Here is a 25,957-nt window from a genome sequence, read left to right as displayed (position 1 = left end):
TACGCTGCCTTTTCATACGCTCATGATAGCGAACTTTCTATGTTTCATGCTATGATAGCTAATGCGCTGAAATGAAATATACATCCAGATTCCACAGCCTAGGAGGAACGCTGCTTTGAGTCTACAGCATACTTTTTCGACTGGGATGATTTGGGAGCCCCTTTATAAGTGGCATATACCAGCCCATCCGGTTGAAGTCCAGCTTTTCCGATCGCAGCCGGTACGCCGTTTGAAGTTTTTGCATCACTTCGGAGCTTCCGCGCTTTTTTCGCCAATGACCCATTCACGGTTCGAGCACACGGTTGGTGTATGGTCCTTGATGGCCCATTTTTGCCCGGACGAGCCCTTGCTTCGCATAGCTGCACTTTTGCATGACATCGGCCATTTGCCCTTTTCGCATGCGGTGGAACGAACACTCGGTTATGACCACCATCAACATACAGAGCGATTGATCCTGAACGGAACCGTTGCCGACATCCTGACTGAACATGGCATCTCTCCAGCAGCGATTGTATCCATTTTGAATCAGGACAGCCCTTTGACGAACAAAACTTCCTTGATGGGCCTCGATCATCTGGACAGCTTTTTACGGGATACCCATTATGCCGGGCAGCAGCTCATGCCGCCTTCCGATCTCGTCCGTAAGCTGCGCCTTCGCGGCAATTATATAGAAACAGATGAAGAAACAGCTGCTGCGCTAATTCATGCGGTCGTGGAGGACCACCGTATTTTCCTTAGCCCTCCCTTCCTCGCCATGGATGCGCTGCTTGCCAAAGCGGTGGCTCATCACTGCGAAACGAACCCGGGTATGAAAGATAGGCTTCCATCCCTTTTGGATCATGAGCTCATTCAGGAGCTGCTGCAAAGTGCAAACCCGGTGGCTAAGGACACGATGCATGTTTTAATGTACGAACCCCACCGCATTCAGATTACGGAAGAGCCGGTGAAAGGCAGTATTGAAGTCAATATTCGTAAAATATACAAGAAACAGCCGCTCATCGGCGACAAGCCCGCTTCGGAAACAAGCTTCCAGGCTGCCGTGAAATTAGAAGAGCTTCAATCTCTTTCAGCTACTTATTTTTTTAACATATAGTCATACATCCATTCGATCCTAGATCTTCAGAGGGGACTGGCCCAGCTTGGCAAAATTATATTTCCGTTATGGTACCATGAACAGCGGTAAATCCATTGAAGTACTGCGCGTTGCGCATAATTATGAAGAACAAGGTAAAAAAGCGCTCCTCCTGACATCCGTCGTTGATGACCGTTTTGGTGTTGGCAAGGTCGTATCCCGAATTGGCATGCAAAAAAATGCCATTGTGGTAGACGATACTTTGGACATGGTGGAACTGGCGCAAGTAGAGTCTCCGAACTGTATTCTTGTGGACGAGGCACAGTTTTTAACCAAAGGGCAGGTCGCACAATTAATCACGATTGTTGATGATTTGAACATTCCTGTTATCGCCTATGGCTTGCGTGCGGACTTCATGGGTCAACTCTTTGAAGGAAGCATGGCACTGATTGCAGCGGCGGATACGATTGAGGAAATTAAAACGGTCTGCTGGTACTGCGACAAGAAAGCCATCATGAACATGCGCTGCAAAGACGGAGAGCCTATCTTCCATGGTGAGCAGATTCAAATCGGCGGCAATGAGAGTTATGTTCCCGTCTGCCGCAAATGCTACGCATCCAAGCTGAAAGCAACGCTTAACGGTTAATTTGCAGGGATTTCCCAGCAAATTACGTCTAATCTACGAATAAGATTGATATGGTTGTCAAAGAAAGGTGAGTTCCTTGCGAAAAAAACGGATTTTGCTCTTATCTGAGGGCTTCGGGAAAGGTCATACACAAGCTGCACACGCACTTTCCGTTGAGTTGAGACAAAACTCATCGGAAATTATTACACGCGTTCTTGAGCTCGGCGCATTTTTGCACCCTACCCTTGCACCTTGGATCTTCTCGGCATACCGCCGCACGGTTACTTCACAACCCAAACTCTATGGTATGCTTTACCGCAATCAATATGAAAAGTCACTGGGCCGCTTTGCAGGACTCTTCCTGCACCGGATGTTTTATTCCCAAACCAAAGCGATTATTAAACAGCTCAAGCCGGATATTATCGTATGTACGCACCCCTTTCCAAGCGCGATCGTTTCACGTTTGAAACGTGCCGGACTTACGGTACCTCTGTTCACCGTGATCACCGATTACGATGTCCACGGCGCTTGGATTGATTCTGCGGTAGACAAGTATCTGGTATCGACGCCGAAGGTGCAAGAACGTCTCATCGCCCGCGGCGTACCGGAGACGAACATCGAAGTTACAGGCATCCCCGTCCACCCTGACTTCCATCTCGAGCATAGCAAAGTGCAGACCCGCAAGCAGTTCGGGCTTAACGCCATGCCTACGGTGATGGTGATGGGCGGCGGTTGGGGTGTTTTTAAGAAGGAAGAAAAAGAAGAGTTGTTAACGTATTTAGCCAGTTGGAGCAAGGAGATACAGCTTCTCATCTGTCTCGGAACGAACGAGAAAGCGCGTCAGCAGCTGTTAGAGGAAGAGATTTTCCGCCAGCCCAATATCCATCTGATCGGGTACACCAATGAAATTAATAAACTAATGGACATTTCGGATCTATTGATCACCAAACCTGGTGGGATGACCTGCACCGAAGCTATGGCCAAAGGCATTCCGATGCTGTTCTACAGCCCTATTCCAGGACAGGAAGAAATGAATTGTCAATATTTTCAAGATCAAGGTTACGGTCAAATGATTACATCGCTCGAAATGGTCGATCACTGGTTCAAGCTGTTGCTGGAGCAGTATCCCGAGCTTTCGAAACGCCGCATCACGATCCGCAAGCATCAGAAATTCGGCGCCCAAGATTGCTCCAGAGCGATCATTCAGTATTTAAAGTTATCCGATCAACGCCCCTATCGGCAGGCATCAACAACAACACCGCTCATACAATGGTATTAACCATGTATAGGGCGGTGATTTTTTTTGGACCCCTTGAAACGATTCGGCAAGCAGGCTATCTTTGTTTATTTGCTCGCATGGTTCATCGGCAGTCTCTGGATGATGGCCGTACTCGGCAGCGGGTCCGTTCAGGGGAAGCTGTTAGGCATTGACGTAAGCCTATATCATGAATATGCCTGTTTCGGCTTTGCCGGCGCATTGGGCGGAGCTTTATACGGCCTTAGGATGTTCCACGAACATTATCACGACCTGACTCCACAGTGGATGTACTGGTACTTCATGCGGCCTATCCTCTGTTTCGGCTCAGCGATCATCACCATCATCCTGTTCGAGAGCGGCATTATGCTGCTGCAGGTCGGCGATTCCATGTCGGCACGCATTTCTATCGCTTTTTTGACCGGTTACGGGTATGGTAAATTTATGGAAAAAATCAAGGCGCTTACGACGACCTTTTTCAATGGGAATGGAACGACAGGCGGGAACGGAAACGGCAATGGCAATGGAAGCGGAAGTGAACCGCCAAAATCTTGAATTCCTTTCAGGAGATTTGGAAACGCTACTTATACCAAATCAACGAAGGAGACATCATGAGAATCATTGCAGCTTTGTGTATTTGCTTGTTTTTGATGCAGCCATTAGCAGCCAGCGCCGCCCCTAAGAAAGACCGCAGCTACTATGAAAACCGTGGAGAAATTGTCTGGGAAGTGAATACGGATGAGAAGGTAATTGCCCTTACTTTCGATGACGGTCCGCATCCCAAGTATACGGCGCAAGTTCTGGAACTGCTTAAGCAATATGACGCGAAGGCAACCTTTTTCGTCGTCGGCAACAAAATTCAGCTCTATCCCGATGTGCTGGAACAAACAGCTCGAGAAGGTCATGAGATTGCTAATCATACATACAGCCATGCCTACATCGGGCGGAACACCAATATCAAGAAAGAGCTGAATACGACGGAGGATCTGATTGTTGGAAAAACAGGGCAGCGGTCACAATTGTTCCGTCCTCCTGGGGGCTTCTACAACGAACGACTTGTGTCCGTTGTCAAAGATGAGGGCTACAAAATGATCATGTGGAGCTGGCAGCTGGATACGAAGGATTGGGATACACCGGGGGTCAATCGCATTGTGAACACAGTGCTGAAAAATGCGAAAAATGGGAACATCGTTCTTTTTCATGACTATATTGAAGGCCCGACGCAAACCATCGCCGCCTTGAAGATTATTTTGCCTGAATTAAAAAACAGGGGATACAAGTTAATTACCGTATCGGAGCTTCTGGGCTATAACAAGGCCATCCCCGCGAAAATTCATTAAGACAGCACACGCTTGGCCTTAACAAAGCGATCTTTCCAAACGGCATCCAGCTCCGAGATCGTTACGCCGATGCCAGAACGGAAGGTATGCAGGATAAGTCCATTACCCATATAGACCGCCACATGGCCGATCTGTTCGGTACCTTCTTTGTTTTTGCGCTTGGGCGTCGTGAAAAACACGAGATCGCCCTCGCGCAACTCGCCCATGGACACCTCAGTCCCTCGTTCACTTTGCTGACCTGTATCACGAGGCAAGCTTACCTCTTGGGTCGCAAACAGATATTGGAGAAAGGAAGAACAGTCGAACGCTTCGGTCTGACCTCCCTTCGCTCCGAGTACGTAAGGGGTACCAAGGAAGCTCATTCCTTTGATGATGAGAGGGTCGGCTTTGCGTTTCCACATTTCATCCTTGCTATCGGAAGCTGCCTTTTGTTCGTATTGTTCTTTGATTTTCACAATTTCGGTGGAGGCGAGATTCACTTTCTTCACACCTGGAACGGGGTCATCCCCCTCTCGAATTTGTTCGATCGCAGGCTTTATAGAAGGCGTCGCAGCAATGACCACAGTCGGTGTCGGGCTTGCCTGCGGTGCCAAGTTTTCTTGTGCTTCTATCGTTGCAATTGGAGTTGCAACTGGAGTCGCTGCTGTTAGACTCTCCCCTTCACCAGGCAGGGTCACAGATGGCGATAAGCTTGGGGCTGCTGCTTTTGGCGTCACTGAAGGTTTCGCTATTGGCTTCGCTGTCCGAGCCGGGGATGACGTGGAAGGCGCTGCCTCTATCACACTTTTTATTATAGGTGTTGCTGAGGGGGTTGGTTCCAGCGTCGCCGATTCGGCTGATTGTGCTGGTTGCGCCGGTTCCGTAGGTATGGTTTGATGATCGTTTGTATTCGTCAAGGCCGCGTTCAGCGCCATGTTTTCCGGATTTTTCACCGTAAAACCAATAAGTACGGCAAGTGCGATGACTAGCGTAGAAATCGTATATTTAGGGGCTAGCATGTCTGACCTCCTGTGTATGTGCAGATATAGCAAGTCTCTACATACCATTCTAACACCATCTCCGTGGTTAGGGGGTCGTAACGATTGGAATTTCATGGATGAGAAAAAGCCTTACCGTCAGCTATCAGCTTCCGGTAAGGCTTTTTGTTATTTCGGCGCATCGAAGGTATGCGCCTTCGTCCAGTTCACACCACCTGTGCCGGTGGTGTACATTACGCTTGGCTGCTCATGGTCATTCGTGATCAGCCAGCCTTGATTCGCATCTGCCATGCCCAGCAGCAGCTGGCCGTAGCCGGTGAACGTCTCTTTGCCGTTCACCCAGGTTTTGCCGCCGTCCTTCGTCCATCCGACGGAGTTCGGCTTGTCGCAGCTCGGGCATTGGCCGCCCATGAAGGCTACGTCGGGACTTACGACGTAGAGCGGCCCGGGCTTCGAGCCCGTGTTCTTCGGCCCTGCGGTATCACCTGCAGGGATGCCGGGCGCCGGCCCGCCTCCAGCGGTGCTGTTCGCGAGCACCGTCTGCCAGGTCTTCCCGCCGTCCTTCGTGTGGAACAAGGAATACGAGGTTTGGGTCATCCCTGACTCCCCGATCAGCTCAATCCAAGCGTCGTTCGCTCCGGCGGAACGAATCACAGTGCCAGTGAGGCCCGCGGCACTTTTACGGGACATCACGTTGTTCCAAGTTTTTCCTCCATCCTGGGTTCTCATCACTTCCACCGTGTCTTTTCCTTGCTTGACGGCCCAACCATTACTGGCATCATGGAAATAAGCATCTCCTGTAATGCCTTCAGGTACAGGCATATTCGTCCATTTTACGCCGCCATCCACGATGTGAGCATTGCCGCTGAACGCTTCCCCCTTCGATACAAAATGAAAGAATGCGGCGTTCGGCATTTGACCGACAGATGCCCAATGTTGGCCTCCGTCCTTGGTGCTCAGCAAGCTGCCTTCCGTCCCGACACTCGCCCAAGCTTCTTTCCCATTCAGAGCAAACACTTGTTTGACTTCGCCTTTGCCCTCATATTGGACCTGCCACTTGGCACCGCTGTCATCCGTATGAGCAATCCACCCGTTACCGCCAATCCAGCCGGATTTGGCATCCGCCAAGCGAACAGCCGTTACCCCCGTCATCGCAACTTTCGATGGTTTATCACTGGTTCCGGAGACGGGCGTGCCAGAGGGAGTTGTCGTTTGATCCGTTGGTTGACCGGTTGGTTCTACCGTCGGTTGCGAACTTGCAGTCGCTGTCGGCTGAGGTGAATCAGAAACGCTCACAGCCCCGTTCGTCGTTCCGGACGACTCGCATCCGGCAAGCGTCATAGCAGCTAACGCCAATACAGGTATATATTTTTTCAGCATCCTAATCACTCCTTTCACTTCTTGTACTGCGCTATTCTTCCCTATAGACGTATTCTTTTCTGAAAAAGTTGAGTCCTGGGGCATCCTGCCTACACCCAAATGTATACCCAAATTTAGTATGTCCTGCATCACACAATTCATTGGCTAATTCTTGCAAATGAATAAATTAGGCATGACTCTTCTACTTTTCGAATACAATCCAATCAAGGAGGGGGGACATCTATTACGGAAAGGAAGAGGATCGGTTGAGATTCATATGGGGTAAAAAAGAATTAACCTTCATGATCATTCCGGGCGCCAACCGCCGTACCGTAAGATTTAAGCTGCCGCACAGTAGCTTGTATATTGTGCCTAGCGTGATCCTGCTCGTGCTGATTGGTTTTTTTGTCACGATTTACTTTATGAATACCTACTCCCATCAAACGAAAGAAAACTTGCAGCGAACGTTCGATGGACAAGAACGCCAACTAGTTAATCAAATTACACTTAAAGATAATGAACTAGAGCAGCTTCAAGCTAATTTGATTGACTTATCCCAGCAAGCAGATGAGTTTAAGAGCAAGCTCGAAGAAATTAAGAAACTGGATCACGTCATTCAGTTAATGAGCGAATCAGAAGAACCAAACAGGACAAGCAAAAAGTTGTCCGCATTAAGTGACTCCACTGCCAACTCGGATGTCGGAGGCAATGAGGTCCCGGTCACTTCACAGGAAGTGACTCAGCTTGTGAGCAATACCAAACAAGGGCTCTCCTCTTTGGTCGGAGATATCAACGCACTGCTTGTTAATCTCAGTGAGTCGGAAGCGCGATTGAAGGAAGCCGACTATTTACGCAGCATCACGCCAACCCTCTGGCCCATCACCACGCATAGTCTAACTTCCGGCTTCGGCATCCGCAAAGACCCCTTCACAGGCAAGCCATCCATGCATACGGGCCTTGATCTCGACGGCGAGTTAGGCGATCCCGTTTATGCAACGGCTTCAGGCAAAGTCATCGAAGCCAGCTTCGACAATGAGTACGGCAACCGTATTATTGTCGATCATTCGCGTGGCATTCAAACCGGTTACATGCATCTGAATAAAATGCTCGTGAAACGCGGAGAATCAGTAACAAAAGGTCAACTGATCGGCCTGCTTGGTTCCACAGGACGAAGCACGGGTTCTCATCTGCATTACGAGGTACAGAAAAACCGTGTCCCCATTGACCCCACCCCTTATCTAATAAGCAATAGAAAGGATGAACGCTAATGCTTGGAAGCTCAAAATCGAAGCGCATAGATACGAAAACAACGGACACGTTAATCGGGGCAAGTACGATCTGCGAAGGAAAAATTATGTCCGAAGCCAGCCTTCGTATTGAAGGCCAGCTGCATGGCGACATTGAATGCGCAGGCGATATCACCATTGGCGAAAATGCTGTCGTCCAATCCAACATCCAAGCGCGCGACGTCATCATTGCCGGCAAAGTGAAAGGCAACATCCACACCAAAGGCAAGCTGCTCGTCACCAGCTCCGGCGTGCTGGTGGGCAACATCGATGTCCGCTCCTTCATTGTTCAGGAGGGCGGGATTTTCCAAGGCAGCAGCGCGATGCAGATCGCGGCCGTGAGCGACAAAAGCGGCGGCGGCAAGGTCATCGACGCGCAGGCGCATAAGCAGCAGAAAAACGAGCAGCAAGCTGCTTCTGGCGGAAATTAATAAGGACTGTCCTCCAAAGAAGTAGGCTTTCTTTGGGGGACAGTCCTTATTTTTTTGTGTCCAAGGGAGCTACAGGGCGCTAAACCAATTTCTTCTCCAGCTCCAACAAGTTGGCTAAGCTGATGGCCAGACTATCCATTGGATTACCTGGGCAATAATCCTGCTCAACGGCGAACCATTCAACGCCATTTTGCAATCCCCATGTCAGAATAGGTGCGAAATCGATGATACCTGTACCGATCTCGGCAAAATATTGCTTTCCGTCAGAGGTCATATCCTTCAAATGAACAATCGGCATACGAAACGCGTATTGACTGATGAAAGACAGCGGGTCCTGACCTGCTTTTTGGACCCAATACGTATCGATTTCCGGATAAACAGCTGGGTATTCGAGCAGATATTCGAGCGCAAACTTTCCATCCATCGTCGTATGAAATTCAAAGTCGTGATTGTGGTAACCGACCCGATAGCCTGAGCCGCTTACCTGTGAGGCAACTTGATGCAAATCGTTGCGCACGCTGAGGTAGCCTTCCGGATTTTGCAGGCCATTCGGCAAGGAATGGCAGATGAAATCCCGCGTATCGAATAATTTGGCTTCCTTCAATACAGCCTCAAGATCGTGTTTCATCCGCTCTAAGCCTACATGCATGCCTGCCGTGCGCAAGCCGGTTTCCTTCATCACAGCCGCAATCTCCGCGGCAGGGTACCCGTGCAATCCGTCGATTTGGACGGCTGCCCATCCCATCTTTTTCAACTCTCTTAACACGCCCGGAAAATCCTGTTTAAGTTCGTTTCTTAACGTATACAACTGGGCTGCCAGCTTCTGTCTAATCATTTCGCAGCTTCCTCCCGTTCTAGATTTAACCACGCAAGCTCCTCCGGCGTAAACGGAATATGCATAGCTTCTATTGAAGTTTGCAGTTCTTCAGGATTTTTCGGACCGATGATGGCACAAGTCGGAAAAGGCTGATTCAGCACATAGGCTAACGCAATTTGAATCGGGCTGACGTTCTTATCCGTGGCAATCTTGGCCGCACGACGGTATCGCTCCCAATTGTCGTTGCTATAGTAAACCCTGACCATTTCAAGATTTTCTTGATTATCGGGCGTAAAATGGCCGGAGAAAAATCCCCCTGCCTGCGAAGACCACGCAAGGAGCGGCAGTTGATTGCCCCCATGCCATGCGCAGGTGTCTGCATCTGCCGATACACAGCCTTCCCATCTGGGCTCTTTCGGTTTAGCAAGGCTTAGATTCGGGCTGCTGAAGGTAAAACCGATCAACCCATGGGAAGCAGCATATTCATTCGCTTGCTGAATACGCCCAAAGGACCAGTTCGAAGCTCCGATAGCCCGGATGCGTGATGCTTGAATGTGCTCATTCAATTCTTCCATGATCGGACCTACCGCTATATCAGGATCATCGCGATGGAGGGCATACAAGTCGACATAATCGGTCCCTAATCTGTCCAGACTCTCCAGCAGATCCTTGCGGATGGCCTGCGGATTCACCCGCGCACCGGGGCTGCCATCGTCATGATGAGCACCCTTCGTGAGAATGACAACCTTCTCCCGCAGCTGCTTTTCTTCAAGCCACTGGCCGAGAATAACCTCTTTATTCCGATATTGATGAGCCGTATCGAAGGTATTACCGCCTGCACGGATATAAGCATCCAGCATCATCCGCTGCGGTTCCTCCAGCTTCCTCAAATCCCCAGTCCCCATAATCAATCGGGAAATGGCTTTGTCTACACCTTGTATGCGCATAGTCTGCATGCAGAATCCTCCTCAGCTGTTTTGCCTTAGTCTGATAAAAGCTTCCAATCCTTCATGATCTGGCGTTCCTGTGCTGCCGCCGTAAGCTCCAACTGACAAAGCTCCGCATACATTGCCATACAGCAGGCATGTCTCCACATCCAGCCCCGTCAAAAAGCCATAGATATAGCCGGCGTTAAACGAATCCCCTGCTCCTGTCGTATCAACAGCTTCAACCGGGAATCCGGGGCTCATCGTTTGCAAGCCGTCTTTCATCGCTGCCGCTCCTTGCGGTCCAAGCTTGATGACGACATGAGGACTGAAGCCCGACATGTAGCTTAAGCTATCCTCTATGCGCTCAAATCCGGTATAATGAAGGGCCTCCGTTTCGTTCATCAAGAAAACATCCACATGCTGCATCAACTCAAAAACACCCGAATACCATTCTCCGGTATCATCCCAACCTACATCGCAGGAAATCGTAGCCCCCGCTTCCTTTAATCGCTTAGCCATGGCCACGAATTCCGTGTGGTTGCGCCGCCCTCTGTAGCCGGTAACATGCACATGTCTGCCTAACGCGATTTGCCCTAAATCCAGTTCCTCTACATGCAGTTCAGCATTGGATCCCACATAGGTAATAAATGAACGATCCAGCTCGGGATTAATCGCTATCGTGATCCCTGTCCGACTTGTTCCGCTTGTTCGGACCATACTGGTATCGATACCATATCCAGCAAAACGTTCCCGGATATAATGACCGTAGCCATCATTTCCAAGAACACCGTCAAATGCGACATGCAGCCCCAGCTTGGCTAATGCAATCGTAAATAAAGCTGCGCCTCCGCCTACATGCATCATCATGTTATCTACGAAAATTTCTTGTCCAGGTTGAGGGATTTGATTACAGCCCACTACCACGAGATCAATATTGACATCGCCGATGACTACCGCATCAAACTTCTTCACGCCGCTCTCCCTCTTCCGCTCTGTTCTCTGCCTATCTCTCTTTTGGATATACCTTACAGCTATCGCGAACGACGAGCTTGTGCTTCAGTATCACATCTTCCCGCGGACTGGAGGCGGGATTCGAGATGACGTCAATCATCGTATTTACCGTAATTTTCCCCATCTCCTGAATGGGCTGCTCCATCGAGGACAACCGCGGTCGTACAAGTTCTGTCAGTTGGCTTCCATCAAATCCGATAATCGATATATCGTCAGGGACTTTAAGCTGATGGTCATGTATACAGTTCATAGCGCCTACCGCCATATCGTCACTCACTGCAAATAGAGCAGTAGGACGAGGTTCACAGGCCAGCAGCTCCTTCATCATGTCATATCCGCTTTGCGTCTTATAGTCGCCAAACCGGATATAATCGTTGATGATTCTCACCCGTTGATCCTTCAAGGCATTCCGATAACCTACGTAACGATTCTGACCTGAGGTAACGTCTCGCATATCCCCGCCTATAAAAGCGATCCGCTCGTGGCCGAGCTCGGTTAAATACTTGGTCGCATCATAGGCTGCTTCGTAATCATCGATAATCACAGAAATAAACTTATGATCGACAGGTCTTACACTTGAAAAAATGATGGGAATATCCAATTTATGAATAAAATTACGAATTTCATCGCTTAACTTTTCATGCATAATAATGATGCCGTCTACACGCATCTCGTGAAAGACATTCAAATATTTCAGTTCTTTATCCGTATCCTCGATAATGTTGCAGACCAGCAGGTTGTAATCATTCAAACTCGCCGTTTCCTCGATGCTGCTCAAGATCGTCGAATAGAAGCTTGAGGTTAGATCGGGAACAATCACGCCAATCAGGTTCGTTTTCTTCCGTACCAAGCTTCTCGCGATATGGCTGGGCGCATAACCAAGCTCGTCAATCGCTCGTTTTACTTTGGCCTTCAGATCGTCCTTCACGTACTTCTCTCCGTTTAATACTCTGGAGACCGTGGTGACGGATACTCCCGCTTTTTGGGCTACATCTTTGATTTTGGGCGCCATGATTATCATCCTTCCTTACTTCGCAACATGAACAGTTTTCTCTGTTAGTAGACAGAACCATATTTATACATTTTATCACACATTGGGCATGGCGAAGATCATCAATTATTCGGCTGAAGCCGTTTATTCTTTGACCGATCCGATCATGGCTCCCTTTGCAAAATATTTCTGTATAAATGGATATGCCGCAATAATGGGCGCCACAACGACAATAATTGTCGCCATCTTCAGAGAGTCACCTGTTAGCTGTATCCGTTCGAGCATTTGAAACTGGGACGAACCTGCCGCCTGCATCAGGGACTCCCGAATGGCATCCTGTTTGGTTAGCATCTCCTGCAGCAAGGTGGATAACGGTCTCAGTGATGCGGTTCTGACATAAAAAGCACCCGTGAACCAATCATTCCAATGACTCACCGCCGTAAATAAGGAGATTGTGGCCAGCACAGGCTTGCTTAACGGCATGATGATCCGCATGAAAATGCCGAAATCGCTGCAGCCATCCAGTTTCGCCGACTCTTCCAGACTGATGCTGATCTGCTGGAAAAACGTGCGCATGATGATCAAATTCCACGCGCTATACAGGCCCGGAAGAACATAGACCCAGATGGTGTTCGTCAAATGCAAGCTTTTGAGCAGCATGTAATAAGGAATAATGCCGCCTGAGAAAAGCATGGTAAAGAAAACCATCAGCGTAAAAAATCGGACGCCCGGCATCGTCTTGCTTTTCAGCGTATACGCAGCCATGGCGGATAGAAATACGCCGGCAATCGTACCCAAAGCCGTTCGAAATATAGAAATGGCAAATGCTCTGCCGATATTAGCCGATGTAAACACTTCACGGTAATTTTCCAGCGTCCATACGCGGGGCCAGAAATAGATGCCCCCTCTTTCCGCATCCTTACCAGCGTTAAAGGAAAGCGCCAATATATTCAGAAATGGAAGCACGATGGACAAGCACAGGAGAATAATCAGGGCATAATTAACGAACTTAAATATTTTCTCCTCTGCTGAGAGCTTATAGAATTCATTTCCCACGTTAATCTCTCCCCATACTAGAAGTGCGCTCCCGCTATTCCTGCAGGAGCGCCAGCCTCCCAACTCAGCTTTGGACTATTTGAGAATAACTTTCGTTTTAGGATCGCTGTCTTTTTTCTGAAGCAGAGCTTCGAATTGATCCAAACCCGCTGCCTGCAGCTGCTTTTTCGAAGCATCCAGAATTTTCTGCGCTTCATCCATGCTTTTGGCGTAAAATGCACGAATGATGCTTTCATTATAGTTGGTTAAAGCCGTCTTCAACTCATTGCCCGTTGGAAGCTCGTTAATGAAGGAGAGCGGGCGATAACCATCGTTGATATTGGCGTTTTTCTTTTTCTCATCGTAGCCCCAGTAGTCGGCAATTTTCAGCGGTGTCTCATTAGCTTCCGGAGAGACCGCATCTGCATACTGCATTTCGCCGAAATCACCCAGCCTGTTGATATCCGTACTGCCGAGATAACCACCCCAGCCATTGCCTACGCCGTCAAAGCCCAAATCTTTGGCCGCCTTCGGATCTTTGTTGCGAAGCTCCAGCACTTCTTTTTTGACCAAAGGATTGCCTTTGGCATCCAACGTATAGTCCCGCCCTTCCAGACCGTACTGCCAGATCAGCTTCCCTTCACGGCTGGCCAGGAAATCCGCAAATTTGACGACGTCTTGTGGATTTTTCGTCGTTTTTGGAATCGACCAAGCCATATACCCGCTTTTATAATCAACGTTCATCCGGTAAGTTCCATCCACAGAATTAATAGGCCCTAACGGGATGTAGCTCATATCTTTATTAAACTCCAGATAGTTATGCATATCGCCGATAATACCAAATGACCCGTTAATAGCTCCTTCCGTTGCTTTGTTTTCCTGCATGGCGTAGTAATCCGGCACCATCAATTTCTCCTTCAAAAGCTTCTGAACAAACTCAATGCGCTTGAGCGGATATTCCGTTTTGCTCTCATGAACAATTTTGCCGTCCTTATCCTTGTCGAAGCCTTGATCAATAGCCCCCCAAGTTAAACTGCTGAATAGCGTGCCGTTCTCATGGTTGCTGTTCCCCCAGTAGCGAGGACCAATCGGCGTGATATCTTTACCGTTTTTATCCTTGAAGTTGCCTTCCTTGATCTTTTGGGCGAGCTCATACACTTGATCGGTAGTGTTAATCTTCCGTGGATCAACGTTCAGCTTCTCGGCAATGTCTTTACGGATGTAAGGGCCGGAAACATACTTGCGCTCTTCGTAGCCGCCTTCTCTTGGGACGTTCATATGGACAAAATAGCTGGAGCCGTTAAATTCCGGCCGGAACATTACACCGTTTTTCGTATCCAGCGGTAAATACTTATCATCCAGGTACTTGCTGAACACCTTTGTTCCTTTTATAAGAGGAGTTAGATCGGTTAACATGTCTTCTTTGGCAGCTTTCAAAATGACGGGCATTTCCGGGCGGCCGCTGTTGTTCAGATAATAGACGATGAAGTCCGGCAAATCATTGGAAGCCAGCCCTGCAATGAGTCCATCAATCGCATGCTGCGAATTTACACCCTCCATTTGCAGCGTAATCCCTGTCATTTCCTTCACTTTCTTAGCAATCTCCGGGTTGATATCTTTCGTTATGTCATCGCTGTCAATAAACAGTAGTCCTTTAATGGTTCGGTCTGCAATCCAAGTTGCGGGCTTACCGCTGCTGACTGTAGATGGAGGTGTCGTAGAAGCCGTGTCCCCTCCTGCCGCAGGCTGAGTGGAGCTTTCACATCCTGCTAGCAGCAAGCTTGCTGCCAAGGGCATGGTCACCCATTTAACCCATCTTTTGCTCATCCCATACTCCCCTTTTCCATTAAATATTATGAATAACACCTGGCGGTGATCTTCAACACATCAACTATCGAAAAGTGAAAGATTTCTGGTATCGCTACCATATTGACTCGTCAAATAACTTTTTTGAAGCTCGGTTCGCAGCCACAACAAGGATTAAGCCGATTATGCCTTGCATTAAACCAACAGCTGTCGCATAGCCGTATTGTCCATTTTGAAGTCCTACCCGAATGATGTAGGTATCTAAAATATCTGCCAGCTCCATGTTACCGGGAGTTCGCATGAGATAGATTTGATCAAACCCTGCCTGCAAAATATTGCCTAGCGATAAAATAAACAGAATGGAAATCGTTAATCGAATACCTGGCAAAGTAACATGCCAAATTTCGTGCCACTTATTAGCGCCATCAATCTTGGCGGCTTCATGTAGCTCAGGGTTAATGCCTGCTATAGCGGCCAAATAAATGATAGAATCCCAGCCAATACTTTGCCAAATATGGCTGCCGAACATGAGAGAATAAAAGTACTTCCTTTCCATCATGAAAAACGTACTTCCGTCTCCGCCAAAAAAGCGGATCACTTCATTGAGCAGTCCAGTATCCGGAGCAAGAATCCGCTGCATGAGGCCGATCACGATAACCCATGAAAGAAAATGCGGCAGATACGAAATGCTTTGGGCGATTCCTCGGAATCTTCGATGTCTGATTTCATTAAACATTAGGGCAAGCAGAATCGGAAAAGGTAATCCTATGAAAACTTTAATGCTGCTAATAATCAATGTGTTTTTAATAAGTTTCCCGCTTTGATAGTCGTTAAAAAATGCCTTGAAATACGTGAGTCCCACCCATGGACTGCCCAGTATCCCCTTGTTAAACTGATAATTCTTAAAAGCCAGCATCAATCCACCCATGGGGATATACGAGAAAATAACGAAAAATACAAGACAGGGAAGGAGCATGAGGTACATAATCTTGTGCTGTCGTATTCGTTTTCCCAGATCAGCATTTCTCTTTTTCACCGCAGCGCCGATACTAGCTTGCGGCAGATTCGTTTCCATGTCATGACCACCTTCCTAAGACATTCTCATTTTTCTGGTATCGATTCCATATTGTTGTCAAATAGAATCCTCATGACGAGGATCAGGTGTAGGAAAGCGGTTTCTGGAATCGCTTCCATATGGAATTAATCTCAGTATAGATGAGTTGGTTATATTTGGCAATGACTTTTTTTGAGGAGTGGCAAACCAAAACTCACGTTAAGATTCATCTAGGCTCCCGCAATCCAACATACCGTTCGCGGGCCACTAAAGCACGACGGGATGTATGGAAAAAGCAGTATTCACGATGAGGGTCCTGTTTATGCAACTCGTTGTAGCGTCTCATTGCTAACGTTGAATCATCAAATCTATCAACGACAACCACTTCCTCAATATTATATGGCGTCTTCCGCGTAAAAAGATTGACTAGCTTTGTACTTTTCGTCCAATTCATTGAAATTTAGTTCAACTTCCTCCATCCATGATTGGATTTCTTTTTCTGCATACTGGTTTTGATATTTGTTCCACTCGTCCCACATATTCAGTTCGTAAAGCATGTCCTTAAATCTACGAAATGGTTTATTACCTCTAAGGGCATCAAACAACCTACCTTTAGGATCAGATTGCTTACTATGAGAAAAGCTCGCCATTACTCGAAATGCTTCGTTTGAATCGATCTGTGGAATGAGGATATACTTATCTTCATTTTCCTCATCATCCCAGTCAATTCCCGGTTCCCCGGTATAGTTTTCATCCATATCCAGGATTACTTCTCCAGTATGCAGATCCAAATAGTATGGATGCTCAAAGTTATAATCCAAGTAGGCATCAATAAGCTCTTTCATTAGATCCATTTCTATCAACCTCCTCTTTTATTATCAAGTATTGGAAAGGCTTGTTCTTTTATACGTCGCACGTTAAAAAAGCCCGCATCCATCCAACATTCGGATCGATACAGGCTTCTAACTTACTTCCCATTCTTCACTTCTTCGAGCATGGATAAATCAACAAATTTGCTGAGGTCCAGTTCATTTTCCTTAATGCCCTTAATATATCGCGCCGCAATCGAGACCCTCGCCATCTCTTCCATCACTTTGACATCAACGTCCGTGGTGAGCTTCAGTCGGCTAAGCGAGGCCTGGATCAAGCCTTTGTCCATCCCTTTACCGCTATACTGCTTCAGCTGGTTGTTGATGAGCTCATAGGCTTGCTCCGGGCTGTTCTGAATGAACGCGATGCCGTCCATATTGGCTTTGATCGCGCCCTTAACAATATCCCGGTGGCGCTGGATCATCGGATCGCTAGCCACCATAATGACCGTCGGATAATCGCCGTGATTCGGCGGGATTGCCTGCCAATCGACGACGACCTTTCCAAGTCCGGCCTTCTCAATCTGCGTTCCCCATGGCTCGGGAACGAGCGTCGCGTCAATTTCCTTCTGGCGGAAGGAAATCAGCGCATCCGACGGGGAGCGCACGATAAGATGTGCGCTTCCCGCATCTCTACCTAAGGAGATGCCTTCTTGCTGCATCAGCATCCGTAGTGAGATCTCATTCGTATTCCCTTTGGACGGGATCGCAATCGTTTTATCCACCAAATCTTTAACGCCATTAATTCCTGAGCCATTGCGGGCAACAAGCACCGCACCGCCATTATTGGAGCCGGAAACGACCCGATAGTTCCCGCTTTTCAGAAAAAATGTTGTCGCAGGTCCGGGACCTACGAAACCTATATCAATATCACCTGTCGCCATCGCAATCGATAAGTCAGAGCCGTTATCGAAGGCCGTGACCTCGATCTTCACGTCATCGCCCCACTCGCGGGCGAAATAGCCTTTTTCGAGTGCAATATAGGCTGCGGCATGCGTGACATTTTTAAAAACACCAACCCTGACCACCTGCGGCTTGCCGGAAGCTGTAAGCTTCTCCTCGCAGGCGCTCAGCATCGTAATGACGAGCAAAAGCAGCAGCAGCATCCATGCTTTTTTTCTCATGCGATCCGCTCCCTGCTAAGACTTCGAGCCGGCGAGGCCGTAGCGCTCCAGCACTTTATCTTCCAGTTTCTTAAAGCAGAAATGGTCAGAGACCGTACCCAATACAGCGATAATAATGACGATACACAGCATTAGCGATGTGTCGCCCAAATTACGCCCATCCTGCAGCAATTGGCCGAGCCCCGCCCCTTTGGCGATAAGTTCCCCGGCAACAAGGGCGCGCCAAGCAAAAGCCCAAGCCGTTCGCACCCCGTTGATCAAATGCGGGAAAGCCGCCGGAATCATGATCTGCACGAACATTTTATACCCGTTGCCTGTTCCCATCGTCTGTGCGGCACGCAGGTAAATCGGCGGAATGTTCTTGATCCCTGTGCGGCTTGCCAGCGCCATCGTCCAGGTTGCGCCAAGCGTCGTAATGAAAATAACCGAGGATTCGTTAAGACCGAACCATATAATAGCAAAAGGCAGCCAAGCAATACTAGGAATCGTCTGCAGCGAAACGACCAGGAAACCAAGCGTATCATCCAGTAGACGGTATCGTGCGAATAAGAAACCTAATGTCGTCCCAATGGCAAGCGACAGGGCGAAGGAAACTAACAGCCGGATCATACTGGCCAAAGTCGCTGCAAGCAGCTCGCCATGCACCAATCCGTCATAAAAAGCCTGCAGCGTCTGGGTCGGAGAAGGAAATTTCCAGCCCCAACCGAACAGCCTAAATCCCGCCTCCCAAGCTATCAGAAGCAGTACCAGAAAAATCGTTCTTCTTAATGCGGTACTCATCGCCCGTCTCCTCCCTTACCACCTTCTCAAGCTCATCCGCCAGCGCGTCCATGGCCGCATTCTCCACATGGTGCAGCAGCGGATCTGCGGCATCCCGGGGTCTTGCCGCCTGTACGGTGAACTCCTTCTTAATCGTGCCAGGGCGTGTAGACATGACCACAACGCGATCTGAGAGGATAACCGCTTCCCGAATGTTATGGGTGATGAAGAGAATCGTTTTACGCGTCCGCATCCAGATTTCTTCCAATTCCTTATGCAAAATAAGGCGAGTCTGTTCATCTAAAGCCGCAAAAGGCTCATCCATCAGCAAAATCTCGGGATCCATCGCCAGCGCTCTGGCAATCGCCGCCCGCTGCTTCATCCCGCCAGATAGCTCATGCGGGTAACGATCGGCGAAGCGGCTGAGATGCACCGCTTTGATCTGCTCCATGGCGAGCTCGTGGCGCTCTTTTTTGGGGATGCCCTTCTGCTTGAGGCCAAAAGCCACATTGTCCAGCACAGTAAGCCACGGAAACAGACCGTGCTCTTGGAACACGACCACGCGGTCGGCCCCAGCGCCGGTAACCTTTTTACCATTCACTTCAATCGTGCCTTCACTTTGCGTATCGAAGCCTGCAACGAGGTTCAGCACCGTCGATTTCCCGCAGCCGGATGGCCCCAGAATGGAGACGAATTCTCCCTTTTTTATCGTTAAAGTGATATTGTCCAGCGCCTTATAATTGCCACCGATTCGCTGTACGAACGTCTTGCTGACACCTTTTATCTCGATCAAAATGCTTCCCCCTACTCGGGTATATCCCGTAGTCGTTTCCCTTAAAACAGCATCTTTAATCCTGCCAGACCAAGCCCGATGATAAATCCGCAGATCGCACCGTTGACACGAATCCACTGTAAGTCCTTGCCAATCTTATCTTCCATCAGCTGAGTCAGCTTCTCGTTATCGAATTTATCCAGGTTCTCTTTGACGAGCTGACCGATTTTGCTATGATTTTTCTCCAAATAAGAAGCAATCTGCTCCTGCACCCAGATCTCGCCGCGCTGCAGCAAAGCTTCGTTCTCCTTCACGGATGCAAGCACATTCCGAAGGATCGGAACGACATGGACAGGGACAAAATCAGGCTGGTCCACGAATTCTTCAGCTTTAGCTTTCAAACGTATAAGAAGTGCAGACAGCTTCGCATCCATCTCGAACATGTCCGGCAGCTTCGTTTTGAGTGATTCCAGCTCGGCCAAAAGCTTCGGATTTCTCTCCAGCTTATTCAGTTCATTGCGGATAAAGGAAAGCACGGCCTCTCTACGCGGATGCTGTTTCATGCGCATTTGCTCAATGTAGGAAAGCAAGAAATTCTGGATAATGCCCCCGATTTTCTCCTCATTGACCATCCCGATGAACGCATTCACGGCAAACGCCATGAAGCCATTGGATTGCAGCCCCTCAAATGCCTTGATCGCCATGGCTCCAAGCTGATCACGCGTCTCCGTTTTGAATGCCCAAGCTTCCACTTTATCAAGGACAAAATCAAACGTCTTGCCGTCATAATCGCCATCCTTGACCGTATCGACAAGCGCACGAACCAATCGGCTCGTATCCACGTCCTGGAGTGCTTTGCTAATCTCATCCGCCAGCAGCGGTGTTAATTTTTCAAGATCAATTGCGGATAATGCTTGTTTGGCAAGCGTACTCAGGCCTTTGTGAAGCGCCTCACTATCCAGATGGCTTTCCGCCAGCTCGAGCCCTCTTTCCAGAAAACGAATTTGCTGCAAACGGGCGCGGATGGTTTCTTTGGAAAGCAGCTCATTTTGAACCGTGGAGACAAGGGCGTTCGTAATTTTCTCGCGATTCTTCGGCAGCAGCGCCGTATGCGGAATCGGGATGCCCATCGGGTGACGGAATAAGGCGCTAACCGCGAACCAGTCTGCCAAACCGCCCACAACCCCGGCTTCGAAGCCGCCTTGCAGGAAGCCTCCCCACACCGTAGAAGCTACAGGAATTGTAGCCAAAAAACCTGCTCCCATCACACCTAAGGAGACCGTTGCTATATACTTTGCTTCTTTTTTCATCGTCATAACATCTCTTTCTTTCTCGATTTTCAATCGCTATTCGTTCTATTTTACCACAAATTCCGACGAAAGCTGTTCTCGAACCTGAATCTGTTGAATACACTTCGGTATGTGAAATATCGGCAAGGCTTGGCCCGAAGTTAAGAGACCTAGGAGGAACCTTTCCATGAGCCTAAATGAAACCATTACGCCTTGGCAGGAACATTTGTTTTGGGTTGAAATCCTGCAGGATCATGCCATTTTTGTGGACGAGGCGCTTGCCAATGAAGAAGTGCAATGGATCAGCATTGCCAAACGGTACATAGCCGCATTCACCGAACTGCGCAACCGTATTTTGAAAACAGATCCTTCCCTCCCGGTCTCCTCGGAAACCATGATTCAGCTCTCTAAAGACATATACCCCGTTGCCCATGGGTACTACCAGTTTGAGGGTTTTATGCAGCATTTACGCATAGAAAATAAGGTCGTCATCTCGCTGACGCCTGTGTATTTCAACGGAACTTTACTGGAAAACGGCGAGTATCTGCGGATTTTGCACGCTTGGATGAACGGTGTGCCTTACGAACCCCTGCCGCTTGTTGCGCTGATGGAGATGTGGCTGGAGGATCAACTTGGACATACCGTGCTGCTGAGCAATCATTTGGATCCAACGGAAATGGAGCTGCTGAAAAGCACCCAGCAATACGCGCAGCAATTCAGCGCACATATCGTCAAAAACACCGCCATCCGCGGTTTCCTCCGCTTCACAGCACCGGGTTTCCCGGTCCAGCAGAAATTCGCCAGACAAGTTGCTGAGACAGTTATCGGCTTCTATCGACTCGTCGAAGAGGTCATCCGCGAATATCAGCATACGGAGCTGCTTAGCCGCCTGACCTTGCGTTTCCTTGAGCATCACCTACCGGAAACATGCTATTTCTTGCATAAGCTGGCTGCTTACAACGTGGAGATTCTTAGTTTGCCGAATTGTCCGCTGACGAAGCCGTCATTTGAGTAAAAAAATAAACCGTCAGGCTTACATTGCCTCGACGGTTTTTTATATTAGCAGGAAAATATGGAGCAAATTTCATTATGCGTCGATCAGTCGAACGATTGAACTGGAAAAAATACCGTTAATTCAACCACATTGACCTTTTTTTGAGGTTTCCATTGGAATATAGCTGGAGCGTTTCCAGTTAAACCTCTCAGTTGCCTTCATTCGGGTAAAATCAACGGGAGCATATCCCGCTAATAGCCCAGCACTATAGTCAGCCTCACACGCCGCCGCTTTCTACCTCAAAGCAATTACCGCTCGCCCTCCCACTCGGCATAAAACTGCTCGAGGTACTGCTCCATGAAGCGGTGCCGCTCCTCCGCAAGCTTGCGCGCGTAGGCGGTACTCATCAGCTCCTTCAACTTAAGGAGCTTCTCGTAAAAGTGATTGATCGCGGTGTCATTTCCCGCGCGATATTCCGCTTCCGTCATGTGCTCACGCGCCGTGACGGAGGGATCATGAATCGGGCGGCCCTTCCAGCCCGAATAGGCAAATACGCGCGAGATGCCTACCGCGCCTATGGCATCCAACCGGTCGGCATCCTGCACGACCTGGCCCTCAAGCGTACGCATCGGAGGCCGCGCGCCGCCCTTGAACGACATCGTGCTGATGATCTCCAGCACGTGATCCACGGCGGCCGCCGGCGTACCGCTGGCGGCCAGCCATGCTTCCAGCTCGCGCTGCGCAGCGGCTGGATCGGCGTTCAGCTTCTCGTCGACGACGTCGTGAAGCAGCGCCGCAAGCTCGCAGACGAAAGCGTCGGCGCCCTCTTGGGCGGCGATGCGCTTCGTCGTCTGCACGACGCGATAGATGTGCCACCAGTCGTGGCCGCTGCTATCGCGCTCTAGCTTTTCCTTCACTAGCGCCTCCGCTGCGAGTAAAATGCTCTCTTGTTGTTCTCTCGTCAAATGTTTTCCATCTTGCTGCATCATTTCTTCTTTTTCCTCTTTCCTTCACCTGTTTTACTTTCATCCGTTGTGGATGCCGCTTCTCCCTCAACGGATGGCGTATCCTTCTCCCTGCCTTCGGGAACCGTGTATTTCTGGATAATTTTCTTAAAATTTTTCCCATATTTATCTTCAAGCTTCGCGCCCATATCCTGCTGCAGCTCGTGAATTACCACATCACGCCAAAAACTATTGAGCAGCAGCTCAACCATCGCTGGATGCTCGGTCAACATCGCAAGTGTCGGCTCATCGCCGCCTCTTGTGCCGACAATAGCCAGCTTGCGGTCGATCAGCAGCGTAAATTTCCTCCCGTTGCGTTCGTTCCACGTAGCATCACGTTTATGCGAGAACTGCTGTACGCTGCTTGGCAGAGCCGCATCTCCGATCGCCGAAACAAGCAGACGCACACCCTGTGCGGGTACTTTCCGCAGCTCTTCCTTCAGCAGCTGCGCCTCCTGCGCCCAAAGGTCGCAAAGGACTTCCTCCTTCGCTTTCCTCAGCTCTGTTCGAATACGATCCAGCACCTTTGTGTCGCCTTCCAAGCTGAAATACTCCGACCGGTGCGCACCTTGCTTCGGCATGTGCTCTTTCACGTAGCGGATTGACGCTTGCAGCTCCGCCTCAACACGATCGCCGATCTCTTCGATCGGCACGCTTTGGTAGTGCGTTGGCTCACCGTGACTGGTGAGCACGGCGCCTTTCTCCGCAAGCTTCTGGAGCGCGGAGTACACATTCGAACGCGATACGCCAAGCTGCTTGGCGATTTCATAACCCGTCTGTGTGCCGCTTTCAGCAAGCACATGCAGGCACTTGGCTTCCAAGTCGGTGAAGCCGAGATTTTTCAAATGCAGGTGGATATCCTCCATGCCAGTTCCCCTTTTCATAAGCTGCGATAAGTTCATGTTTTCGATATTGTAACATGATTTCTTCCTCGAAGTCGTATAGTCCTTCCTTGCCGGCCCTCTCAGCCAAAAATGTTCATTCTCAATATATTCTCAATTATATGTTGACAATGATAATCATTATCAAATAATATGAAGATGGTTGGTAACAGCAGGACATTTACAAGATGACTACATACCTATAAAAACATTTCGTGGAGGGATTCCCATGCCAAAAATCATTATCGTTTACGCCAGCATGTCAGGAAATACGGAGGAAATCGCTGAAGAAATCGCAGCAGGCATACGTGAGGCAGGCATTGAGCCTGTTGTGAAATCCGTCATGGATGTGAGCGGTGTAGATCTCGTGAACTACGATGGTATTCTGCTTGGCGCTTATACATGGGGCGATGGTGATTTACCAGACGAATTCGAAGACTTCTACGATGAGTTAGAAGATCTGGATCTAAGTGGACGCAAATCCGGCGCATTCGGCTCTGCTGACTCTTCCTACACACACTTTGGTGCAGCTGTAGACACAATCGAAGAGAGACTTGCCGAGATCGGAACGGAGAAAGTATTTGACGGTTTGAAAATCGAATTTAATCCGACTAGCGAGCAAAAGAAATTATGTCGTGAACTAGGCGCGAAATTCGCTGCTGCTGTCGCTGTTTCGGCCTAATACATGTTGGCGGGCTTTGGCATTTCGCTGGGCTCGCTTCTCATTGACACTTCCGCCTATGTTGCACTTCTTACAATCAAATTGATCGAATTAAGCATCTCTTCAGCTTTTCGTTGTACAATGTGCAATTATTTTAGCTGAAATCGCCCCATTCATCGCCATTTGGCTAAGTAACGTTGTACTTAGTACAACGAGCTGCCCTTCAGGCTGCAAAAAGCACCACTTTCGCTGCAAAAAATGCAACGAAGCTCCCCAATAGCTCAACTGTGCTCCAAACAAAAAGGATCGGAACACAGCTGCTTCACTGCTGCTCCAATCCCTATTTTTACAAAGTCTCTACTTCGGCCATTTCAATATACGGCATACTCTTTAACTCTTCATATACTTCTGATGCATACTTACGGTCAATGAAAACAATGAAATTGAGTTCCTGCAGCTCATGACTCAACTCTTTGATGTGTACACTTTTCATTCTATACCCTCTAGCAATAATGTCCTTGATGATATTCGTTAAACTACCCTCATGGGAAACGATGAGTTTGACCCGCAAATCCTTCATCAGCAGCGGTCTTGGTCCCTTTTTCTTAATATAATACGGCAGTAACACGACACTCACCATAATAAGCAGCAGTCCCACAAACGCCTCAACAAAAAAACCGGCACCAATGGCAATTCCTAGCCCAGCCGCTCCCCAAATCATCGCCGCCGTCGTTAGCCCAATAATGACATCATTATGCTTCCGAAGTATAGCTCCTGCGCCAAGAAATCCGATCCCGCTAACCACCTGCGCCGCAAGCCGCATAGGATCCATGACATGTAACCCGGGAACCGCATATTTATTCGCAGATTCAATAGATACTATTGTTAGCAAGCAACTGCTTAAACAAATGACCAGAGAGGTTTTGAGTCCAAGAGGTTTATTTCTGATTTCTCGTTCTAAACCAATAATTAAACCGAAGATAGCTGCAATTCCTAATTTTATTAAATCATGTACGTCTACTGTTACTAGCATCGTTGTTGTCTCCCCTATTTTAGAAGTCATTTACAATATATTAACATTAACGAGGTAAATATAAATAGGGATGAATGAATTGCTTTTTTAGTCAAAAAATACAAAAAAACCTTCTAGAGTTGTTCACTCTGGCAGGCTTCTTTTATATGCTTATTTACCGATACAAACATACTCCTTAGAAGCATGGTTATAACCCCAACTATAGTGAAAAATACTATCAATATTAAGAACCTTATTCCTGTTTTCTCATCCAAACCTAAACTTCGTTTTTTTGATAAAGTATAGGATGGAAATAGTAGTAGATGTAATAATTGCACCTATCCATCCAATCGTTGGAGCGTACTCAACGTAGTTTTTACCGTACAGAGCAAACAGCATAAAGACTATGTTACATGCCATAGCAAAAATTACTAATCGGTTATTTTTCATCTAATTCTCCTATGCGGTATGAAGTTCTATTTATTGCTTAATTTTGTAGTAACGAGCATAACAATCATGCATACGAGAACGAAAACGGCGAGGTACCAGTGCCTTTAATAAAGCTGATAGGCCAGCGGAGGAAGGGTAATTAGTAGAATCATTG

26 protein-coding genes are annotated in these 25,957 nt (G+C 48.4%); 9 read left to right on the top strand and 17 right to left on the bottom strand.

Going from position 1 to position 25,957, the window contains the following annotated elements; genetic code table 11:
* Nucleotides 1-115 precede the first annotated feature (115 nt).
* The 5 genes from GON05_RS03045 (at nt 116) to GON05_RS03025 (ending at nt 4,292) form a co-directional block, all read left to right on the top strand.
* Complete coding sequence (locus GON05_RS03045) at nt 116-1,093, top strand: HD domain-containing protein (protein WP_157317761.1); 978 nt, start codon at nt 116-118, stop codon at nt 1,091-1,093.
* Between the two features lie 46 nt (nt 1,094-1,139).
* Complete coding sequence (locus GON05_RS03040; RefSeq protein WP_127453607.1) at nt 1,140-1,718, top strand: thymidine kinase; 579 nt, start codon at nt 1,140-1,142, stop codon at nt 1,716-1,718.
* 76 nt (nt 1,719-1,794) lie between these two features.
* Nucleotides 1,795-2,976 (top strand): MGDG synthase family glycosyltransferase, encoded by a 1,182-nt coding sequence (locus GON05_RS03035; protein WP_127453609.1) that lies wholly within the window; start codon nt 1,795-1,797, stop codon nt 2,974-2,976.
* A gap of 24 nt (nt 2,977-3,000) precedes the next feature.
* Nucleotides 3,001-3,507 (top strand): hypothetical protein, encoded by a 507-nt coding sequence (locus tag GON05_RS03030; protein ID WP_157317760.1) that lies wholly within the window; start codon nt 3,001-3,003, stop codon nt 3,505-3,507.
* A 56-nt stretch (nt 3,508-3,563) separates the two neighbouring features.
* Nucleotides 3,564-4,292: a polysaccharide deacetylase family protein gene (locus GON05_RS03025; RefSeq protein WP_164819546.1), complete on the top strand. Its 729-nt coding sequence runs from the start codon at nt 3,564-3,566 to the stop codon at nt 4,290-4,292.
* Here the strand turns inward: GON05_RS03025 and GON05_RS03020 are convergent.
* A complete protein-coding gene (locus GON05_RS03020) occupies nt 4,289-5,290 on the bottom strand; it encodes a C40 family peptidase (RefSeq protein WP_157317759.1) in 1,002 nt (333 codons plus the stop codon). The two genes, GON05_RS03025 and GON05_RS03020, sit on opposite strands and share 4 nt — an antisense overlap.
* 147 nt (nt 5,291-5,437) lie before the next feature.
* Nucleotides 5,438-6,649 (bottom strand): YCF48-related protein, encoded by a 1,212-nt coding sequence (locus GON05_RS03015; protein ID WP_157317758.1) that lies wholly within the window; start codon nt 6,647-6,649, stop codon nt 5,438-5,440.
* Between the two features lie 245 nt (nt 6,650-6,894).
* Here GON05_RS03015 and GON05_RS03010 point away from each other — a divergent pair, with 245 nt between their 5' ends.
* Nucleotides 6,895-7,896: a M23 family metallopeptidase gene (locus GON05_RS03010; protein ID WP_246238778.1), complete on the top strand. Its 1,002-nt coding sequence runs from the start codon at nt 6,895-6,897 to the stop codon at nt 7,894-7,896.
* The gene (locus GON05_RS03005; RefSeq protein WP_157317757.1) at nt 7,896-8,345 is read left to right on the top strand and encodes a bactofilin family protein; all 450 of its coding nucleotides are present in this window, start codon (nt 7,896-7,898) and stop codon (nt 8,343-8,345) included. The genes GON05_RS03010 and GON05_RS03005 overlap by 1 nt, the downstream gene beginning before the upstream one ends.
* 79 nt (nt 8,346-8,424) lie before the next feature.
* Here GON05_RS03005 and GON05_RS03000 read toward each other — a convergent pair whose 3' ends face one another.
* The 12 genes from GON05_RS03000 to GON05_RS02945 form a co-directional block, all read right to left on the bottom strand.
* Entirely contained in the window at nt 8,425-9,180 is a 756-nt protein-coding gene (locus tag GON05_RS03000; RefSeq protein WP_157317756.1) for a sugar phosphate isomerase/epimerase family protein, read from the bottom strand.
* Entirely contained in the window at nt 9,177-10,118 is a 942-nt protein-coding gene (locus tag GON05_RS02995) for an aldo/keto reductase (RefSeq protein ID WP_157317755.1), read from the bottom strand. Before GON05_RS02995 ends, GON05_RS03000 begins: the two co-directional genes overlap by 4 nt.
* 12 nt (nt 10,119-10,130) lie before the next feature.
* On the bottom strand, nt 10,131-11,063 hold the full coding sequence (locus GON05_RS02990) for a carbohydrate kinase family protein (protein WP_181646623.1): 933 nt from the start codon (nt 11,061-11,063) through the stop codon (nt 10,131-10,133).
* Between the two features lie 31 nt (nt 11,064-11,094).
* Entirely contained in the window at nt 11,095-12,114 is a 1,020-nt protein-coding gene (locus tag GON05_RS02985) for a LacI family DNA-binding transcriptional regulator (RefSeq protein ID WP_157317754.1), read from the bottom strand.
* 123 nt (nt 12,115-12,237) lie between these two features.
* Nucleotides 12,238-13,149, bottom strand: coding sequence for a carbohydrate ABC transporter permease (locus tag GON05_RS02980; RefSeq protein ID WP_181646622.1), 912 nt, complete (start codon nt 13,147-13,149; stop codon nt 12,238-12,240).
* A gap of 75 nt (nt 13,150-13,224) precedes the next feature.
* The gene (locus GON05_RS02975; RefSeq protein WP_157317752.1) at nt 13,225-14,955 is read right to left on the bottom strand and encodes an extracellular solute-binding protein; all 1,731 of its coding nucleotides are present in this window, start codon (nt 14,953-14,955) and stop codon (nt 13,225-13,227) included.
* Nucleotides 14,956-15,049: 94 nt separating this feature from the next.
* Entirely contained in the window at nt 15,050-16,009 is a 960-nt protein-coding gene (locus tag GON05_RS02970; RefSeq protein WP_157317751.1) for an ABC transporter permease, read from the bottom strand.
* Between the two features lie 374 nt (nt 16,010-16,383).
* Nucleotides 16,384-16,842, bottom strand: a complete 459-nt coding sequence (locus tag GON05_RS02965) for a UPF0158 family protein (protein WP_157317750.1) — start codon at nt 16,840-16,842, stop codon at nt 16,384-16,386.
* Nucleotides 16,843-16,955: 113 nt separating this feature from the next.
* Entirely contained in the window at nt 16,956-17,981 is a 1,026-nt protein-coding gene (locus GON05_RS02960; RefSeq protein WP_157317749.1) for an ABC transporter substrate-binding protein, read from the bottom strand.
* A gap of 15 nt (nt 17,982-17,996) precedes the next feature.
* Entirely contained in the window at nt 17,997-18,761 is a 765-nt protein-coding gene (locus GON05_RS02955; protein ID WP_127453636.1) for an ABC transporter permease, read from the bottom strand.
* The gene (locus GON05_RS02950; protein WP_157317748.1) at nt 18,694-19,533 is read right to left on the bottom strand and encodes an ABC transporter ATP-binding protein; all 840 of its coding nucleotides are present in this window, start codon (nt 19,531-19,533) and stop codon (nt 18,694-18,696) included. Before GON05_RS02950 ends, GON05_RS02955 begins: the two co-directional genes overlap by 68 nt.
* 41 nt (nt 19,534-19,574) lie before the next feature.
* Nucleotides 19,575-20,822, bottom strand: coding sequence for a DUF445 domain-containing protein (locus GON05_RS02945; RefSeq protein ID WP_157317747.1), 1,248 nt, complete (start codon nt 20,820-20,822; stop codon nt 19,575-19,577).
* Nucleotides 20,823-20,988: 166 nt separating this feature from the next.
* On the opposite strand from GON05_RS02945, the gene GON05_RS02940 reads away from it, so the two are divergent.
* On the top strand, nt 20,989-21,816 hold the full coding sequence (locus GON05_RS02940; protein WP_157317746.1) for a DUF2935 domain-containing protein: 828 nt from the start codon (nt 20,989-20,991) through the stop codon (nt 21,814-21,816).
* 287 nt (nt 21,817-22,103) lie between these two features.
* On the opposite strand, the gene GON05_RS02935 is transcribed toward GON05_RS02940, so the two are convergent.
* Together GON05_RS02935 and GON05_RS02930 are read right to left on the bottom strand one after the other, a co-directional pair.
* A complete protein-coding gene (locus GON05_RS02935) occupies nt 22,104-22,784 on the bottom strand; it encodes an HD domain-containing protein (protein WP_157317745.1) in 681 nt (226 codons plus the stop codon).
* Nucleotides 22,781-23,701 (bottom strand): TrmB family transcriptional regulator, encoded by a 921-nt coding sequence (locus tag GON05_RS02930; protein WP_157317744.1) that lies wholly within the window; start codon nt 23,699-23,701, stop codon nt 22,781-22,783. The genes GON05_RS02935 and GON05_RS02930 overlap by 4 nt, the downstream gene beginning before the upstream one ends.
* Nucleotides 23,702-23,909: 208 nt before the next feature.
* Between GON05_RS02930 and GON05_RS02925 the strand changes: the two genes are divergently transcribed.
* Nucleotides 23,910-24,362, top strand: a complete 453-nt coding sequence (locus GON05_RS02925) for a flavodoxin (RefSeq protein ID WP_127453647.1) — start codon at nt 23,910-23,912, stop codon at nt 24,360-24,362.
* A 325-nt stretch (nt 24,363-24,687) separates the two neighbouring features.
* Here GON05_RS02925 and GON05_RS02920 read toward each other — a convergent pair whose 3' ends face one another.
* Entirely contained in the window at nt 24,688-25,374 is a 687-nt protein-coding gene (locus tag GON05_RS02920) for an MgtC/SapB family protein (protein WP_157317743.1), read from the bottom strand.
* Between the last annotated feature and the right edge of the window lie 583 nt (nt 25,375-25,957).

The organism is Paenibacillus anseongensis (assembly GCF_009757995.1).
GTDB classification, from domain to species: domain Bacteria; phylum Bacillota; class Bacilli; order Paenibacillales; family NBRC-103111; genus Paenibacillus_E; species Paenibacillus_E chondroitinus.
This window is presented reverse-complemented; position numbering and strand designations above follow the sequence as displayed.